The organism is Rhodococcus sp. NPDC077669 (genome assembly GCF_040686915.1).
Lineage (GTDB): Bacteria > Actinomycetota > Actinomycetes > Mycobacteriales > Mycobacteriaceae > Rhodococcoides > Rhodococcoides fascians.
In genome coordinates this window covers 118,255-134,364 of sequence record NZ_JBFBMD010000005.1, presented here as the reverse complement: position 1 = coordinate 134,364, position 16,110 = coordinate 118,255, and the positions used below count along the sequence as shown (strand labels likewise).

Annotated in this window: 16 protein-coding genes; 9 read left to right on the top strand and 7 right to left on the bottom strand. The window is 65.0% G+C overall.

Annotated elements, in window-relative coordinates; genetic code table 11:
- Nucleotides 1–28: 28 nt before the first annotated feature.
- The 6 genes from AB0P23_RS08425 to catC all read left to right on the top strand — a co-directional run bounded on the left by AB0P23_RS08425 (nt 29) and on the right by catC (nt 5,394).
- Nucleotides 29–778 carry an IclR family transcriptional regulator gene (locus AB0P23_RS08425; RefSeq protein ID WP_032373531.1) on the top strand — a complete coding sequence of 250 codons (750 nt, stop codon included), beginning with the start codon at nt 29–31 and terminating at the stop codon, nt 776–778.
- 66 nt (nt 779–844) lie between these two features.
- Nucleotides 845–2,020: a 4-hydroxybenzoate 3-monooxygenase gene (locus AB0P23_RS08420; protein WP_032400643.1), complete on the top strand. Its 1,176-nt coding sequence runs from the start codon at nt 845–847 to the stop codon at nt 2,018–2,020.
- 144 nt (nt 2,021–2,164) lie between these two features.
- On the top strand, nt 2,165–3,094 hold the full coding sequence (locus AB0P23_RS08415) for a LysR family transcriptional regulator (RefSeq protein WP_032388049.1): 930 nt from the start codon (nt 2,165–2,167) through the stop codon (nt 3,092–3,094).
- Entirely contained in the window at nt 3,091–4,194 is a 1,104-nt protein-coding gene (locus tag AB0P23_RS08410) for an enolase C-terminal domain-like protein (protein ID WP_287451785.1), read from the top strand. The genes AB0P23_RS08415 and AB0P23_RS08410 overlap by 4 nt, the downstream gene beginning before the upstream one ends.
- Nucleotides 4,195–4,237: 43 nt before the next feature.
- Complete coding sequence (gene catA / locus AB0P23_RS08405) at nt 4,238–5,104, top strand: catechol 1,2-dioxygenase (RefSeq protein WP_287451786.1); 867 nt, start codon at nt 4,238–4,240, stop codon at nt 5,102–5,104.
- A 5-nt stretch (nt 5,105–5,109) separates the two neighbouring features.
- Nucleotides 5,110–5,394, top strand: a complete 285-nt coding sequence (gene catC / locus AB0P23_RS08400; protein WP_287451787.1) for a muconolactone Delta-isomerase — start codon at nt 5,110–5,112, stop codon at nt 5,392–5,394.
- 51 nt (nt 5,395–5,445) lie between these two features.
- Here catC and AB0P23_RS08395 read toward each other — a convergent pair whose 3' ends face one another.
- On the bottom strand, nt 5,446–6,591 hold the full coding sequence (locus tag AB0P23_RS08395; protein WP_287451789.1) for an SGNH/GDSL hydrolase family protein: 1,146 nt from the start codon (nt 6,589–6,591) through the stop codon (nt 5,446–5,448).
- Between the two features lie 141 nt (nt 6,592–6,732).
- Here AB0P23_RS08395 and AB0P23_RS08390 point away from each other — a divergent pair, with 141 nt between their 5' ends.
- A complete protein-coding gene (locus tag AB0P23_RS08390; RefSeq protein WP_032400666.1) occupies nt 6,733–8,217 on the top strand; it encodes an amidase in 1,485 nt (494 codons plus the stop codon).
- Nucleotides 8,218–8,235: 18 nt separating this feature from the next.
- Here AB0P23_RS08390 and AB0P23_RS08385 read toward each other — a convergent pair whose 3' ends face one another.
- Nucleotides 8,236–9,318 carry an NAD(P)H-binding protein gene (locus AB0P23_RS08385; RefSeq protein ID WP_052061570.1) on the bottom strand — a complete coding sequence of 361 codons (1,083 nt, stop codon included), beginning with the start codon at nt 9,316–9,318 and terminating at the stop codon, nt 8,236–8,238.
- Between the two features lie 56 nt (nt 9,319–9,374).
- On the opposite strand from AB0P23_RS08385, the gene AB0P23_RS08380 reads away from it, so the two are divergent.
- A complete protein-coding gene (locus AB0P23_RS08380; protein WP_363797233.1) occupies nt 9,375–10,175 on the top strand; it encodes an alpha/beta hydrolase in 801 nt (266 codons plus the stop codon).
- Complete coding sequence (locus AB0P23_RS08375; RefSeq protein WP_363797231.1) at nt 10,172–11,332, top strand: SpoIIE family protein phosphatase; 1,161 nt, start codon at nt 10,172–10,174, stop codon at nt 11,330–11,332. The genes AB0P23_RS08380 and AB0P23_RS08375 overlap by 4 nt, the downstream gene beginning before the upstream one ends.
- Here AB0P23_RS08375 and AB0P23_RS08370 read toward each other — a convergent pair.
- From AB0P23_RS08370 to AB0P23_RS08350, 5 genes are all read right to left on the bottom strand, one after another.
- A complete protein-coding gene (locus AB0P23_RS08370; RefSeq protein WP_283316119.1) occupies nt 11,309–11,668 on the bottom strand; it encodes an STAS domain-containing protein in 360 nt (119 codons plus the stop codon). The two genes, AB0P23_RS08375 and AB0P23_RS08370, sit on opposite strands and share 24 nt — an antisense overlap.
- Before the next feature lie 67 nt (nt 11,669–11,735).
- On the bottom strand, nt 11,736–13,067 hold the full coding sequence (locus AB0P23_RS08365) for an MCE family protein (protein ID WP_283541776.1): 1,332 nt from the start codon (nt 13,065–13,067) through the stop codon (nt 11,736–11,738).
- A gap of 139 nt (nt 13,068–13,206) precedes the next feature.
- Nucleotides 13,207–13,662, bottom strand: coding sequence for a hypothetical protein (locus AB0P23_RS08360; protein ID WP_027494677.1), 456 nt, complete (start codon nt 13,660–13,662; stop codon nt 13,207–13,209).
- A gap of 68 nt (nt 13,663–13,730) precedes the next feature.
- Nucleotides 13,731–14,978, bottom strand: a complete 1,248-nt coding sequence (locus tag AB0P23_RS08355; RefSeq protein ID WP_283541777.1) for a DUF6745 domain-containing protein — start codon at nt 14,976–14,978, stop codon at nt 13,731–13,733.
- A 141-nt stretch (nt 14,979–15,119) separates the two neighbouring features.
- Nucleotides 15,120–16,100: a sugar-binding domain-containing protein gene (locus tag AB0P23_RS08350; RefSeq protein ID WP_027494675.1), complete on the bottom strand. Its 981-nt coding sequence runs from the start codon at nt 16,098–16,100 to the stop codon at nt 15,120–15,122.
- Nucleotides 16,101–16,110 lie beyond the last annotated feature (10 nt).

Sequence of the window (16,110 nt, the reverse complement as noted above, 5' to 3'; positions counted from 1 at the left end):
GCGAGTGGGGGCGGCTATCGTCCTTGGGGTGGCTGGCAATGCTCGGGACCCCGGAGTCTCGGTGGCTGCGCGCCTGCTGGCCCTGCTCGGCGTGTTCGACGAGAAGGCTCCGTCGCTGACCTTGACCGACCTGGCCGCCGGTGCCGACCTACCCATCGCCACTGCGCATCGGCTGGTGCGAGAACTGGTGGAGTGGGGCGCGTTGGTCCGGGGCGACGACGGGCGCTACGTCGTCGGTAGGCGGTTGTGGAAGCTGGGCTTGCTCGCACCCGATCAGTCCGATCTTCGCGACATCGCATCACCGTTTCTGCACGACATCTACGGAGCGACCCTTGCGACGGTGCACCTGGCCATCCGCGACGGGTGCGAAGTGCTCTATCTCGACAGGTTGGCCGGCCACGCATCGGTTCCCGCGGTCAGTCGCGTCGGCGCTCGGCTGCCGCTGCACGCCACCGGCGTCGGCAAGGTGCTGCTGGCGTACGCGCCGCGGGAGGTGCAGGAGCAGGTCATGCGATCCCTGGATCGCCTCACCCCGTACACGGTGACGCATCCTGGGCAGCTGGAGAGCGAGTTGCGTCGAGTGCGTCGCGAGGGCTTCGCGCAGACGGTCGAGGAGATGACACTCGGTGCGTGTTCGGTGGCTGTGCCGGTCCATGCCGGCGACGGTGTGGTCGCCGCATTGGGAATCGTGGTTCCCAAGCTGGGCCGCGATCGAGTGAGACTGGTTGCCGCACTTCAGGTTGCGGCCCAGGGAATCGGACGCAGTCTCGGCGGGTAGTCGGCCGTTTTCACTCAGTGGAAGTGCGGTCTTGTTCGGCTCGAAATCCCGGGGTCTACTGCATGCATGCGTACACAGGTTGCCATCATCGGTGCAGGGCCCGCGGGTCTGCTGCTGTCCCACCTGCTCGACGAGCAGGGGATCGACTCCATTCTGATCGAGTCACGTACTCAGGAATACGTGCTCTCCCGAATCCGGGCCGGAGTCCTCGAACACTCGACGGTCCAGTTGCTCGACGAACACGGACTCGGTGAGCGTCTGCACCGCGAGGGCGACGAGCATCGAGGCATCTACCTGCAGTGGCCGGAAGAGCGGCACCACATCGACTTTCGAGATCTCGTCGACCGGAGTGTCTGGGTGTACGGGCAAACGGAGGTCACCAAGGACCTCGTGGTGGCACGCGAGAAGGCCGGCCAACAGATCTACTACGACGTCTCGGACACGGCGTTGCACGACGTCGAATCCGACGCGCCCTACGTCACGTTCACCGACGCGTCGGGCAACGTGGTGCGAATCGACGCGACAGTCGTTGCGGGATGCGACGGTTCCTTCGGGCCGAGCCGGGCGGCCATGCCCGATTCGGTGCGCAACACCTGGGAAAGGGTCTATCCCTACTCCTGGCTCGGTGTGCTCGCCGATGTCGCCCCCTCGACCGACGAACTGATCTACGCCTGGCACCAGGACGGCTTCGCGATGCACTCGATGCGGTCGTCGACGGTCAGCCGGCTGTATCTGCAGGTGCCGAACGGAACCGATATCGACACGTGGTCCGACGACCGCATCTGGGATGCGTTGGCGACCAGGCTCGGTCACGGTCAGGACGGGTGGACTCTGAACCCCGGCCCCATCACCGAGAAGAGCGTGTTGCCGATGCGCAGCTACGTGCAGACACCGATGAGACACGGCAACCTGTACCTGGCCGGCGACGCCGCGCACATCGTGCCGCCCACCGGAGCGAAGGGCCTCAACCTCGCGGTAGCCGACGTGGCTCTGCTCGCGCCTGCCCTGGCGCAGAAGCTGAAGGGGAACGATTCGCGGGCCGCAGACAGCTACAGCGACGACGCCCTTCGACGCGTCTGGCGCTGCACCCACTTCTCGTGGTGGATGACCACGATGCTGCATACCGGCGACGACCCCTTCGACGCGCAATTGCAACTCTCGCAACTGAAATGGGTGGCGTCCAGCGAGGCGGGTGCCATGGGACTGGCGGAGAACTACGCCGGATTGCCGATCGGATTCTGATCGGCGGGCGGCGTGTGCACCGCGATAAATTGATCGCTCCGACTTATCAATGAGCTGCAAATAGGTCTTTGTCATCAATGGATTGCGGGCTTACTGTGGGCAGGGTCACGCCTGAGCGTGATACGAACCGACAGGAGGCAATCGATGGAACTGAGGCATCTTCATCAGTTCGTCGCCGTGGCCGAGACCTGTCACTTCGGTCAGGCAGCCAAACGCCTGCATCTGGCGCAGCCGGCATTATCTCAGTCGGTCCGACAGCTCGAGGCCGAACTGGGCGTCACCCTGCTCACCCGAACCACGCGTCAAGTGAGCCTGACTCCGGCGGGGGAGTTCTTCTACCGCGAGACCGTCCGCAACCTCGACAATCTCGAACGCAGCAACCGCGGTGTCCGACGCATCGCCGATGGCCGGTACGGGTTGGTACGTATCGGCTTCACCGGCACGGCGGCATTCGATCAGTTGCCGCCGATCGCCCGTGCGATCAAGCAGCGCCTTCCCGGGATCGCGCTCGAAATTCACGGGGATCTGTTGACCCCCGCTCAGGTGGAGGGATTGCGGTCGGAGCAGCTCGACGTCGCGGTTCTGCGGCCACCCGTGGCAGGTGACGACCTCGTCGTACGCACCATCACCACCGAGTCGCTGCTGCTTGCGGTGCCCGTAGATCACCGGTACGCCGCCGAGGCAGCGCTCGGCATGGCCGACCTCATGTACGAGGATTTCGTGATGTATGCGGACACGCACTCGGTGATGAACGACGCCGTGGTGCGTAGTTGTCGCGCAGCGGGTTTCAGTCCTCGTCGTGAACACGAAGCCCCGGACACCTCGGTTCTGCTGGCCCTCGTCGCGGCCGGGTTGGGTGTGGCATTGGTTCCCGAATCCGTCCGCGCCCTGCAGTTGACCGGCGTCGTGTTCCGCGACATCGCCGGAGCGAGCACGATCGACCTGGCATTGGCGTGGCACCGCGACCGACCGTCGGCACTCGTCGATGCGCTGGTTGCAGCGTTGGAGGACGCGGGAGTGCTCCCTCCGCTCGAACTATCCGTACCGCCTGCTCAGTCGAAGGAGGCGTTGTGAAAATCGTTGCTGTGGAGGCTATCCCGTACTCGATTCCGTATCGAAAGCCGCTGAAGTTCGCCAGCGGCGAGGTCGATGCGGCCGACCACGTTCTCGTACGCGTTCATACCGACGACGGTGTCGTCGGAGTCGCCGACGCTCCGCCTCGGCCGTTCACGTACGGCGAGACCCAGTGCGGGGTGGTGGCGGTAATCGAGACCCTGTTCGCGCCGGCCGTCGTGGGACTGCCGCTCGCCTCGAGGGAGGTGGTCAATGCCAAACTTGCTCGTACAGTGGGTAATCCGGTTGCCAAGTCGGCAGTGGACATGGCCATCTGGGATGCGCTCGGGCAGACGCTCGACCTACCCGTCACCGAACTCCTCGGCGGCTACACCGACCGTATGCGGGTGAGCCACATGCTCGGATTCGACACGCCTGCAGCGATGGTCGACGAGGCGAGTCGGATGCGAGAGATGTACGGCATCGGAGTCTTCAAGGTCAAAGTCGGGCGAAGGCCCGTAGAGCTCGACACCGCCGTGGTCCGCGCACTGCGAGAGGGGCTCGGTGAGACGGTCGAACTGTACGTCGACGGCAATCGCGGATGGACCGCTGCCGAATCTGCGCGTGCCATGAAAGAGATGTCGGATCTGGGGCTCACTCTTGCCGAGGAACTGTGCCCGGCAGACGACGTCCTCGGGCGTCGTTGGCTGGTACAGCAACTCGATGTTCCGTTCGTTGCCGACGAATCGGCGACGACCCCGGCGGAGGTCACTCGCGAGATCCTCGGTGGGTCCGCAACGGCCGTCAGTATCAAGACCGCTCGCACCGGATTCACCCGCTCGCTCCGCACTCATCACCTGTGCGAAGGGCTCGGTGTCGACGTGGTGATGGGAAACCAGATCGACGGCCAGCTCGGCACAGCCTGCACCGTCGCCTTCGGCGCGGCCTTCGACCTCACCTCACGCCGAGCAGGCGAGCTGTCGAACTTCCTCGACATGAGCGACGACCTGCTGACCGAAAGCCTCGTCATCCGCGACGGCGAACTGCACGTACTGCCGGGCTCGGGCCTCGGCGTGCGTATCGACCCCGACAAGCTCGCGAAATACCGCACCGACCACTGATCTTCAGCCCCGAAGAACGCAACTGTGAGCCAAGGAGTTCTCCATGAGCATCGACCACGCACCCTCGACGGAATCCGCTACCGAGGTGGCCACCGCAGCCGCGTCGGGGGCGAACGCCACCGAGCGTTTCACCTCCGACAAGCAGGCAGCCGCCGACACCCCGCCGGAGCGAGTCAGTCTGCTTGCTCGACAGGTCATTTCGGCAGTCCATGACACGATTCGCGAACACAAGGTCACTTACGACGAGTACAACGCATTCAAGGCCTGGCTGATCAACGTCGGTCAGACCGGTGAGTGGCCGCTGTTTCTCGACGTCTGGGTAGAGCACGTCGTCGAAGAAGTTGCCGGCGAAACCCGTGAAGGCAGCAAGGGCACCATCGAAGGTCCGTACTACGTTCCGAATGCCCCGGAGCTCGGGTCGGCCGCGATCCTGCCCACTCGCGACGGCGAACAGGGCACACCGCTGCTGTTCCAAGGTCAGGTCACGAGCGTCGACGGTAGCCCACTCCCGCATGCGGTCATCGAGATCTGGCACGCCGATTCCGACGGCTTCTACTCGCAGTTCGCGCCCGGAATCCCGGAGTGGAATCTGCGCGGCACGGTCACGGCAGACGATCAGGGCAACTTCTGGATCCACACGATGAAGCCCGCCCCGTACCAGATCCCGACCGACGGGGCCTGCGGCAAGCTGATCTCCGCGGCCGGCTGGCACCCGTGGCGTCCTGCACACCTGCACCTCAAAGTTGCGGCTGCCGGGCATCAGCAGATCACCACCCAGCTCTATTTCCCGGGCGACGCACACAACGACGACGACGTCGCCAACGCCGTCAAGCCCGAACTGATCCTCGACCCTCGGGAAGTCGACGGCGGCCAAGAAGTGACGTACAACTTCGTACTCGACAAGGGCTGAGCCACATGCTTTTTGCCGTGAAGATGCACGTCACATTGCCGCAGGACCTCGATGCGGACGTACGAGCAGACACCCTCTCCAGGGAGAAGGCGTACTCGCAGCAACTGCAGCGGGACGGGGAGTGGGTGAGCATCTGGCGAATCGTCGGCCAGTACTCCAACCTCAGCATCTTCGACGTCCGGGACAACGAGCGGCTTCACGACATCCTGTGGAATCTCCCGCTGTTCCCGTACATGACGATCGAGGTGTCCCCGCTCGCGCAACACCCGTCGGACATTTCCGCGGGGTGATCGACCCCGCCGAACTCGAAGTTGGGGACGGAATATCCGCGGAATCCGTCCCTAACTTCGAGTTCGCGGGAAGATTCGGTCGACGACGCGGTGGGCGATCAGCTCATGCGTCGACTGGTCGGGGTGCAGCCTATCCGGCAACGGGTGGTCCTCGACATCGTTGTCTCCGTACAGTTCTCGGCCGTCCAGGTAATGAAGATGGGGGTCCGCGGTGGCGCGCTCGGACACGATGCGGGCGAGTTCCTCGCGGATCACGGTCAGAGTCAGCTTTCCGGCACGCACCTCGGCGGGATCACCCGTCGCTGCGAATTTCACCGTGCCCGACGCCAATGCCGCCGGATCGAATGCACCTGGGCCGGGGGTGTTCTCGTGGATGGGGCACAGCAGCGCGGAGATCACGAACAGTGGGGTGTGGGGGTGACCGTCGCGGATGGTGTCGAGAAATCCGTGCACCGCGGAGGTGAATGCGCGTAGCCGCATCACGTCGGAGTTGACGAGGTTGATTCCGATCTCGAGGCTGATGAGGTCGGCGGGCGCGTCCCGAATGGCCGTCGCTACGAAGTGATCGAGCAGTGCGCTTCCGCCGAAACCCAGATTGCGCAGTTGCACACCGGCTGTCGCGGCGGCGAGGGCCGTCCAGGTGGTGCTGGGCCCTGTGGCGTTGGACCCCTGACTGATGGAGCTGCCGTAGTCGATCCAGATCGGTCGGGTGTCGATAACGGGTGAGACAGCGGCGTCGGTACGCAGCGCGACCAGTTCGATGATTTCGTTGTGCGGCAACCAGATTTCGACGTGTTTGTCGATTGCGGACAGCCCGGAGAACCGCGCGACACCAGTCGGCTCGACCTGATCGGTGACCGACCCCGTCGCCATGTCGATGGTCGTGGTGATGCCACCCGTCGTCGAAACGCGCTCGATGAGGACGCCGTCGATTCGCAGGTCGAACAGCCCGTCCGGCCGCGGCGGGAGGCCCAGGAATGTGCGACGGGTCGCCACTGCCTCGATCTCGATGATGGTGGCGGTCGTGGTGAAGACCAACCGAACTCCGGACGGCTGAGATTCCGCCATCGTGAGCTGGGGGTCGGTGAAGCGCTGACGAGCTCCGCGTGGCAGGCGATGAGGAAGCACGCCGTTGTCGGTTCGTTCCAGCTCGGCCGCGCCGTGCAGAAGTGTGTCGGAGATGTCGGTAGTGATCATGGTGGTCTCGATCTCTGGAGTGTCGGGCTGAGGTAAGGGCAGCTGGCGCACCTGCCTTCCTATATGAACCGTATATTTGCCTAATGCATTTAGGCAAACCGTTTCGCACACGGATGGGCCGCACGTAATTAAGGTGGCCACATGCGCATCGACGAGTATCGGACGTACGACGGCCTCGGGCTGGCCGAGTTGGTCTCCACAGGTGATGTCACCCCGCGTGAACTTCTCGATTGCGCACTGGAGCAGGCGAAGTCGGTGAACCCGGGGCTCAACGCAATCGTCCGCCCGATGCGCGAGGAGGCCGAGCAGCGGCTGGCCGGAACGCTGGAGGGCCCGTTCGCCGGGGTGCCGTTTCTGATCAAGGACTTGTCCCAGGACTACGCGGGGCTGCCCACGTCCAGTGGTTCACGTGCACTCACCGAGCTGCCGATGCCCGAACACGCCACGGTGGTGCAGCGCTGGCTCGACGCAGGCCTGGTCATCTTCGGTAAGACGAACACCCCGGAGTTCGGTGCCAAGGGAATCACCGAGCCGACAGTGTTCGGACCGGCTCGAAACCCGTGGGACCGCAGCAGAACTCCCGGTGGCTCGTCCGGTGGCTCTGCTGCGGCGGTCGCGGCCGGAATCGCGCCGGTGGCGGGAGCGAACGACGGCGGCGGCTCGATTCGCATTCCGGCGGCGTGCTGTGGATTGGTCGGGCTCAAGCCCGGCCGTGGACTGGTGCCGTCGGGACCGACTTTCGGCGAGCCGATGCACGGGGCCGCAGTGCAGGGCGTGGTGTCGCGGTCGGTCCGAGACACCGCCGCGATGCTCGACGTCCTCGCCGGTGGTGAGCCGACGTCGGGATACTCGTCCATGCCGCCGCCCGACGGCTTCCTGTCCCGGATGGACACCGACCCGCGGCCGTTACGGATCGGCATGTACGCCGCGACCTCGGTGAATCCGTCGCCGGCCCCGGAGGCGATCGCTGCGATGGAATCGGCGGCGACAACGCTCGGCGAACTGGGCCATACCGTCGAACTGCTCGAGGCCCCGCCGTTCGACGACGCAGCGCTCAATCGCGAATTCCTGCTCGCCTGGTTCACGTACCTCGCGTGGGAAATGGAAGAGGTCAAGCGCAGAACCGGGTGCGGTGACGACGCATTCGAGCGGGACACCCGAATCATGGCCGCTCTCGGCCGATCCGCGAGCGGAATCGACTACCTCGATGCGGTGGAAGGTCGTCACCTGCACGTGCGGGCCCTGGCCACCTACTTCGAGACGTACGACCTACTGCTGACCCCGACTCTGGCCGAGCTGCCGCCCAAGATCGGGGCGTTCGAACTCGCGAAGCCGTTGCAGCTGGCGTCGGACTTGTTGCTGCGCAGCCGAACTGCGGGAATGCTCAAGTACACCGGCATCGTCGATCAGATGATCGACGAGAACATCTCGTGGATCCCGTACACCCAGACCGCCAATGTCACCGGGCGTCCGGCCCTGTCGGTTCCGCTGCACTGGACGGGCACCGGTCTGCCTATGGGCGCACACTTTCTCGCGCCGCTGGGCGGGGAGGGGCTGCTCGTCCAACTCGCGGCGCAGTTGGAACGAGCAGTGCCCTGGGCCCATCGCTACAGCGACATCGGCTGACAGCTACAGCGACATCGGCTATCGGGTCGCGCCGAGCTGGACCTTGCCGGCGATGCCGGACGGACGCTGTCGCACGGTGCCGTCGACGATGTCGACGACTCCGCCTGCCCAGTCGGGATCGGTGTCGGCTGCGGCCTGAGGATCGGCGTGTGCGTCCGTACCTTCCTCGGCTGCCACGGTGATGGAGCGTTCCAAGGCCTCCCGAACGCTGAGCAACGTCGTATCCGGTTCTGCGAACACTTCCGTCGCGGCATTACCGCGTCGCACGACCATGTCGTGGGTGAGGCTCTCCACCAACGAGATCACGGTGCCGGGCGGCATCGCGGTGATGACTGCGACCGCGCGGCCCACCAACCCCGTCGGCAGCAGTGGCACCGGAATTTGTGCCCGACGCAGACTGGCGACGCTGCCGTACGCCTGCAGCAGTTCCGGGTAGCTCATCGTCTCGGTGCCGCCGATGTCGAACGATCCGGGACGGGCTGTATCGCCGAGGGCGCGGGCGATGATGGCGACGACGTCCACGACGGCGATCGGCTGCACCTGCCTCCGCATCCACGTCGGAATCGGCGTCACCGGCAGTCGCTCGGTCATGCGTCGCACCAACTCGAAGGACGTCGATCCGGAGCCGAGGATAATGGCGGCCCGAAGGACGGTGGCATCGACGGAACTGTCGAGGAACGCCTCCTCGACCTGCAGCCGTGAGCGCAGGTGGTCCGACAGCGGAGTGCCGTCGTCGGGAATCAGTCCGGACAGGTAGACGATTCGCTGGAGCCCGTTGCGTTCCGCAGCGGCGGCCATGGACTGCGCGGCATGGCGATCCTTCTCGACGAAATCGCCTTCGTCCATCGAATGCACCAGGTAGACGACCGCGTCGACGTTCTCGGTGGCAGAGTCGAAGCTGTCGTGGTCGTCGAGGTCGAAGTGGACTGCCGTCACATGCGCACCCCAGGCGAAACGCGACTTCTTCTTCGGATCACGCATCGCGGCGTGCACCTCGTGGCCCTGTTCGAGAAGCACGGGGATCAGCCGAGATCCGATGTATCCGGTTGCGCCGGTGACCAGCACTCGCATGAGATTCTCGTTTCTGTAGACAGGGGTCATACCCCGTCCAGGCGGTCTCACTCCCCGCTGCCGGTGCCGGATGACACACTGTGCGGGTGAGTGCACGTATCAGGAACAACGTGAAAGTCGTCGGAGCTGCCGACGGCCCGGTCGTGATGCTGGCGCACGGCTTCGGCTGCGACCAGACGCTGTGGCGTGGCGTCACCGAAATCCTGGCTTCGCGGTTCCGGATCGTCCTGTTCGACCATGTGGGGGCCGGGGCATCGGACCCGGCGGCCTGGGACGCCGAGCGATACGCCCACATGAGCACGTACGCCGCCGACATCGTCGATATAGCGCAGGAACTCGACCTGACCGACGTGACGTTGGTCGGTCACTCGGTGGCGTCGATGATGGGGGTGCTGGCCGCAACCGCTGCGCCCGATCGATTCACCAAGTTGATTCTGCTGACTCCGTCTCCCCGGTACATCGACGACGGCGACTATCGCGGCGGGTTCAGTTCCGAGGACATCGACGAGCTGCTCGAATCGCTGGACAGCAACTACCTCGGTTGGTCTGCATCGATGGCATCGGTGGTCGTGAACGCACCCGATCGACCCGAACTCGAGAGCATGTGGACCGCGAGCGTGTGCCGAACCGATCCGACCTGCGCACGGGTGTTCGCCCGCACGACCTTTCTGTCCGACAATCGGGCGGATCTGCCTGGAGTACCGGTGCCGACGTTGATCATCGACAGTGCGCGCGACTCGCTCGCACCGTCTCAGGTCGGCCGGTTCGTGCACGAACAGATCCCGGGGAGCGTCCGCATCACGCTCGACGTCAGTGGCCATTGCCCGCAGATCACCGCACCCGAACTGACGGCCGAGACCATCGCGGACTTCGTGAGACCGTCGTGATCGATGACCTCGACGTCGAGGACCTGTACGAGAATGCGCCATGCGGGTACCTGTCCGTGCGCCCCGACATGCGTATCGCGCGACTGAACTCGACGCTGGCAACCTGGCTGGGCTTCGAGGTCGACGCGCTGGTCGGCACCGACTTCGGGGAGCTGCTCACCGTCGGTGGACGCATTCACTTCGAGACCCACTTCGGGCCGATGCTGTTGATGAACGGCAAGCTCGACGGCATCGCACTGGACCTGGTGACGGCAGATCGTCGACGGTTGCCGGTGTTCATCACGGCGAACGTCAAGATCGACGCAGCGGGCCGGCCGGTACTGATCCGCATCACCGCGCTCGACGCTCGCGATCGCCGCACCTACGAGCGTGAACTGGTCCAATCACGCACGCGAGCAGAATTGTTGGCCAAGACGTTGCAGCGGTCGCTGTTGCCGCCTGCACTGCTACCGCCGTCGGGGATGACCGCGGCAGCGCACTACCGGGCAGCGTCGCGCGACGAGGTGGGCGGCGACTTCTACGACTTGTTTCCGTTGTCCGACGACTGTTGGGGGTTCTTTCTCGGCGACGTCTGTGGCAAGGGTGCAGCGGCGGCCGCTGTGACGTCGCTGACGCGGTACACCCTGCGTGCGGCGGCGGTGTACGACGAGAACCCTGTTGCGGTGCTGCAGAATCTGGATTCTGTTCTACGACAAGAGTTCCGGGATGCAAACGCGCAGTTCTGCACCGCGGTCTTCGGCATTCTGAGCCGGACGGACACGGGATTCGAGGTTTCGATGGCCAGTGGCGGGCACCCCCCACCGCTGGTCCTTCGGGCTGACGGCACCGCCCACTACGTGCCGATGACGGGCGGCCAGCTCATCGGAATTCTTCGGCACGCTCGCTTCGTTCCGGCGACTGTCACGCTCGAAGCAGGGGACACCCTGATGCTCTACAGCGACGGACTCACCGAAGCACGAGTCGGCCGGGGCCGATACGACGACGACGGTGCTCTCCTGGAATTCGCGACGGCACACGCTCCGGCGACTCCGGCAGCCATCGTCGACGATCTGCGGTTGCTGCTGCGCAGTTTCGGCGACGGTCTGGCCGACGACGCCGCCGTGATGGCACTCGGCGTATCTCCGGCCCCCGACTCAGCCGAGAGCAGCGAGGGCTGACGGCAGGTCGGCGTGCAGGGTGAATTCCTGATCCAACCCCATCAGCTTGATCGGCCGGCTGGTGGTCGGCCCGTCGGCCACGACCGAGAACGACAGGGACTCGCCGTGCTCCTGTTGCGTCGTCGCGAGAACTGTCATGGCCGCCGAGGCCAGAAACGACACTCCGCTCAGATCGACGATCAGTGCAGCCGGGCCGGTCGCGGTCTGTGCGGCAATGGCCTCGGACAGTGCCGGGGCAGTCGTGACGTCGAGCTCGCCGGCTACCGAGATGACGGCCGCGCGCCCGTCGTTGGAGGACTGGATCGAGAATCCTGCGGCGTTCGTGTCGACTGGCATCTGTACTCCTGAATCGTTACCCGCCGCGCTCGTCGACGGGGGATGCGGACCATTCAATCAGGCGGTGTCAGCGGAGCGTGACCTGAGTTCCTCGAAGCGCAGGTGCGCCCACCGTCGTGGTCCAAGAGGGGACGGCCTCCGGTGCGATTCCGGTGGCACCGCCGTAGATGACGGCCAGGGTCTGCTGCTCGGTGACCGAGCCCGCATACGAGGCGGGTACGGGGGAGAGCTGTGGAGCCGAGAGCACCGGGATGTTCTGCTCGCCCGGGTTTCTGGTGGGTACCTGGTACGAGCCGTCGTTGGGCGAGCCGCCCGGGTACTGCGGGAAATACTCGCCCGCATTGCGGTCGAGGGGGGTGTAGCAGCTCGGTCCGCGGGTCTGCTCGAACAGCCGTGGCTCGTCCTGGTTCGGCAGGTACCGACCCTTGGGGTTGACGAACGGCATCGAGACGTTGATGCCGGGGTACTCGTCGCCGACGCCGGTGACGATCCTGCCGCGACGTGCCCCTTCGGCGAACTGCGCGACCGTGCAGCCCAGGGCGGGGGAGAACTCGGCCAGCACTTCGAGAGCCTCGCGTGAATTCGCGGCGAGACCGATCAGCTGCGTCGAGTTCGCCTCGAGAAAGCCGGCCGTCGTGTTCGAGGCGGACGTCACCGACGTGTACAGCGTCGCGAGCGCGGATTGCTTCTCGACGACGGTGTTGCCGGTGGTCCGCAGATTGTCGAGGGCGCTGATCAGCTCGGGAGCTGCGTCGGCGTAGGTCTCGGAGAAATCGGCCAATCCGCGTAGGTCCTGCTGGATTGCGGGGAGTTCGGTGTTCAGTCCGGAGAAGATGTTCTCCAATCGATCGATCGTCGAGCCTAGCTGTTCCCCACGCCCGCTCAACCCCTGTGCCAGCGCGCCGAGGGTGTTCGAGAGATCCTGCGGCGGCACGGCTTGGAGCAGCGGCAGTAGGCCGTCGAGCACTTGCCCTACCTCGATGGCATTTCCGCTGCGATCCTGCTTCAGCACGGTGCCCTCGGTGATGGGCGAACCGGGCTTGCCGTCCGGCAGGATCAGCGCGACGTACCGCTCGCCGAACAGTGTTTTGGGCAGCAGTCGGGCCGTGACGTTCGAGGGGATCATCGGAGCCTTGTCCGGTTCGATCGCAAGTTCCGAGGTGACGACGCCGTCGGTGGTCGTGGCGGATCGGACCTCGCCGACGATCATGCCGCGCACCTTGACGTCGGCGTTGCGGGGCAGCGCGTTGCCGACGCTGTCGGTCTCGAGGGAGACGGTCACGACGTCGACGAACGTCTTGTTGTACGAGGTGACACTCCACCCGACGAACACGACGATGAGCACGACGAGGGCGATTCCGAGGAGACGGTTCTGCACCGGCGAAGGGGCGCCGGTCATGCGACGGTCTGTGCGACAACAGCAGTCATGACGCGAACCTTAGTGCTACATAGAGTCACACTTACTGCTCCGACGCCCCTTCTGAGATGCACCTATCAGTGCCCGGGTGATGCGATACAGATCACACTCGGTCGGTGTGTCAGTCCGCGATCAGTTGCGTCGACGAGAACCAGCCGTCTCCGCCGCGTTCGCGCTGACGACCGATGACGTATCGGCCGGGTGCAATTCCGGTGGCCCCGTGTTCGGGGTGAATGAGATAGGCGGTCTCCGAGTTGCTCAGGATGCCCAGAGCGAGGCGTCGAACGTCGTGCACCGGACTCGACCACGTGCATCCGCGGCCGTCGGCGACGAGGCTGTGCGGATTGCCGCCCGCCGCACTGCGGAGTAGTTCGATGCCGGACAACGGCACGGTCTCGTGTCGTGTCCGTTCGGTGGTGACGACGATGCCGTCGAGTACGGCGAGCGGGACGACGATCAGATCTCCCTGGGCCTGCGACCCGTTGACGACGGGCACCGATATCTCCTTGTCGAGGTAGTCGAAGACATCCAGACCGGTGCGGTCGGTGAGAGTGGACAGCGTGATGTTCGAGTTCATGGGGTCACCTGTGGTTGGTCGTTGGGGTGGGTAGTTGTGGTGTGGGTATCGATGGAGTTCGTGCGGAGTCACGTACGGCGGAGGAGCCGGGCATAGTCGGCTCCGGCCAGACCGTAGGTCCAGCCTGCCGCGTCGATGGCGGAGGTGAAGGCGGCGGGGACCCGCAGGCCGTAGCGGCGACGCCGGCCATCGCGTTCACGGGAACCGTTGACGGCGAGCAGAATTCGTCCCCCGTCCTGCCAGCCCTCCGGTGCTGCGTACAGCTCCAGGGTGCAGCCCGGGTTCCCCGGATCCTGGCCGGCGTCGACAAGACGTAGGCCCGCCTGCTCCAGATAGGTGTCCCAGCCGATTCGTTCGATGGCGATTCGTCGCACTTCGACGTTGCGTTCGACAGTGATGCGGTCGACCGTCGGGTCGTGGATGACCCAGCTCGGAACGACGGTGCCGCTCAGTACGTGGACCGCGCTGCCGTCGGCGAACTCCACGGCCGGCCCGTCCGAATTATGCAGTCGCACTTCACCGTGCGGCGAATCGGGCAACGGTTCGACGTGTACTGCGGTGGGCCGTTCGGCCATCACTGCGATGTTCTCGAACGCCCACCACCACCCCGTCGACTCGATGAGGGCGGTTTGGACGTCGAGTAGTTCGACGTCCTCGAAAGAGAACCGTGCGAGGCCGTGGCGACGGAAAGCGTCGTAGTAGGCGACGCGATGGGCTTCTTGTTGGCCGTACCAGGTGATGGAGCCGAACGGGCGGGGAGTGGTCGTGCGGATGGCAGTGGCAATTCCGTCGAACAGGCTGGTGTGCAACGACGCACGGACGGTCCGGTCGATGATGGGATCCGGGCTGATCCCGGCGAGGGCCGCCTCGATCGGGGTACCGCGGGCGACGATACCGCGGACTCGAAAGTCGTTGCTGCCGTTGGTTGTGCTCCACCGGTCTTCCCGCGGCCATTCGATGTGGCGGCGCTCGATGATGCGGTCCATGCGGTGCCGGGAGTCGGACAACATGGTCGCGATCGCGGCGTCCACCTCGGTACCGGCGGTGGATATCGACGGTGTTCTCGCCAAGTGTCTGCCGGCGATGAAGGTCGCTGCAGCCCGAGGCGACGGCACCCAATGGAACTCGGGCTCGTCGAACCCGGCAGATCGATACAGTTGTGCCACAGCATGTTCCGCGACAGATCTGTCGGCTGGGCCGGCTTTCAGTCCGTAATCGAGCCACCGGTCGCGTTGTGCACAGACCGCGCGAATGTCTTCGGCGTAGGAATCGGGATCTTCGGAGAATGTGCCTCGACGGGGGAATGTCGACGGCATCGGCACGGCGCTCACTTCGGTGAGGCGGTGTCCGCCTTTCCTGTTGTCATGAACCAAGAGTGACACGAGATTCGGCCGAGCGCAAGGGTTGCTCACGTGCGCGGAAGTTCGTAGCAGGGGTCGAGTTTCCACTCACATGGGTCAGCGCGAGCGCAACACCAATTTCGCGGCACTGATGTCGTCGATCACCAGATCGGTGATCAGGCCACCGCGCAGTGCGGCGGTGAGGGCGTCGAGTTTGGACTCTCCCGCCACGATGGCGACTCTGCGCGGGACGGCCTTGAGCCGATCGAGACTCGGGCCACTCGATCTGTCGTTCAACGCAATTCGATTGTAGCTGCCGTCGGATCGGAGGAACACCGTGGCGATGTCGCCGACGACGCCGTCACGTTGCAGCTCGGCTCTGTCCTCGCGTTCGAGATAGCCGGCGCTGTAGACGTGACTCGGAACGGCTCCACTCATGACGCCGATGCTGAAGACGGCGAGGTTCATGCGATCCTGAAGTTCGAGCACGCGCCTGATGCTGCGCTCGCGCCACAGGTGCTGCCTCGTTTCCGGATAGTCGAAGAATGCCGGGACCGGAAATCCCTGTGCCGCAGCCCCGTACGCATCGGCGAACGTCCGGATGATGTCGGTGGCATACGAGACCCCCGTGGTGCGCATGTTGGCCGCCCCGTTCAGTTGCACCACGCTCGAGTTGTGGGTTCGTTTGGGAGCGAGCTTGCGGCTGACGGCGCTGACGGTGGTTCCCCAGGCGACGCCCATCACCATGTCCGACTCGAAGAAGGACGTCAGCAGTCGGCCGGCGAAGGTCGCGACCCGATCGAGACGCTGCAGTTCGTCGACCGTCTCCGCGACCGGCACCACGTGTGCACGAATGTCGTACAGATCGGCGAATGCACGCTCGATCCGCGGTGCCTGACCGAGTGGGGTGGAGATCTTGATTTCCACCAGTCCCGACGCCCGCGCGAACGTGATGAGTCGTGAGACTGTCGAACGAGATACGCCCAGCTCACGGCCGATGGCCGCCATCGTCATGTCCTGGAAGTAGTACAGCCGCGCCGCCTGGGTGGCATGGCCGGTCCGCAGGTCGGATTCGGGAGTGATGCCGGTGTCCGTCACCGGCACCAGT

Bases quoted from the DNA above. Each gene is read 5' to 3' on its own strand.
- AB0P23_RS08420 (WP_032400643.1), top strand. From the start codon at position 845: ATGCGTACACAGGTTGCCATCATCGGTGCAGGGCCCGCGGGTCTGCTG.
- AB0P23_RS08415 (WP_032388049.1), top strand. From the start codon at position 2,165: ATGGAACTGAGGCATCTTCATCAGTTCGTCGCCGTGGCCGAGACCTGT.
- catA (WP_287451786.1), top strand. From the start codon at position 4,238: ATGAGCATCGACCACGCACCCTCGACGGAATCCGCTACCGAGGTGGCC.
- catC (WP_287451787.1), top strand. From the start codon at position 5,110: ATGCTTTTTGCCGTGAAGATGCACGTCACATTGCCGCAGGACCTCGAT.
- AB0P23_RS08395 (WP_287451789.1), bottom strand. From the start codon at position 6,591: ATGATCACTACCGACATCTCCGACACACTTCTGCACGGCGCGGCCGAG.
- AB0P23_RS08390 (WP_032400666.1), top strand. From the start codon at position 6,733: ATGCGCATCGACGAGTATCGGACGTACGACGGCCTCGGGCTGGCCGAG.
- AB0P23_RS08385 (WP_052061570.1), bottom strand. From the start codon at position 9,318: ATGACCCCTGTCTACAGAAACGAGAATCTCATGCGAGTGCTGGTCACC.
- AB0P23_RS08370 (WP_283316119.1), bottom strand. From the start codon at position 11,668: ATGCCAGTCGACACGAACGCCGCAGGATTCTCGATCCAGTCCTCCAAC.
- AB0P23_RS08365 (WP_283541776.1), bottom strand. From the start codon at position 13,067: ATGACCGGCGCCCCTTCGCCGGTGCAGAACCGTCTCCTCGGAATCGCC.
- AB0P23_RS08360 (WP_027494677.1), bottom strand. From the start codon at position 13,662: ATGAACTCGAACATCACGCTGTCCACTCTCACCGACCGCACCGGTCTG.
- AB0P23_RS08355 (WP_283541777.1), bottom strand. From the start codon at position 14,978: ATGCCGTCGACATTCCCCCGTCGAGGCACATTCTCCGAAGATCCCGAT.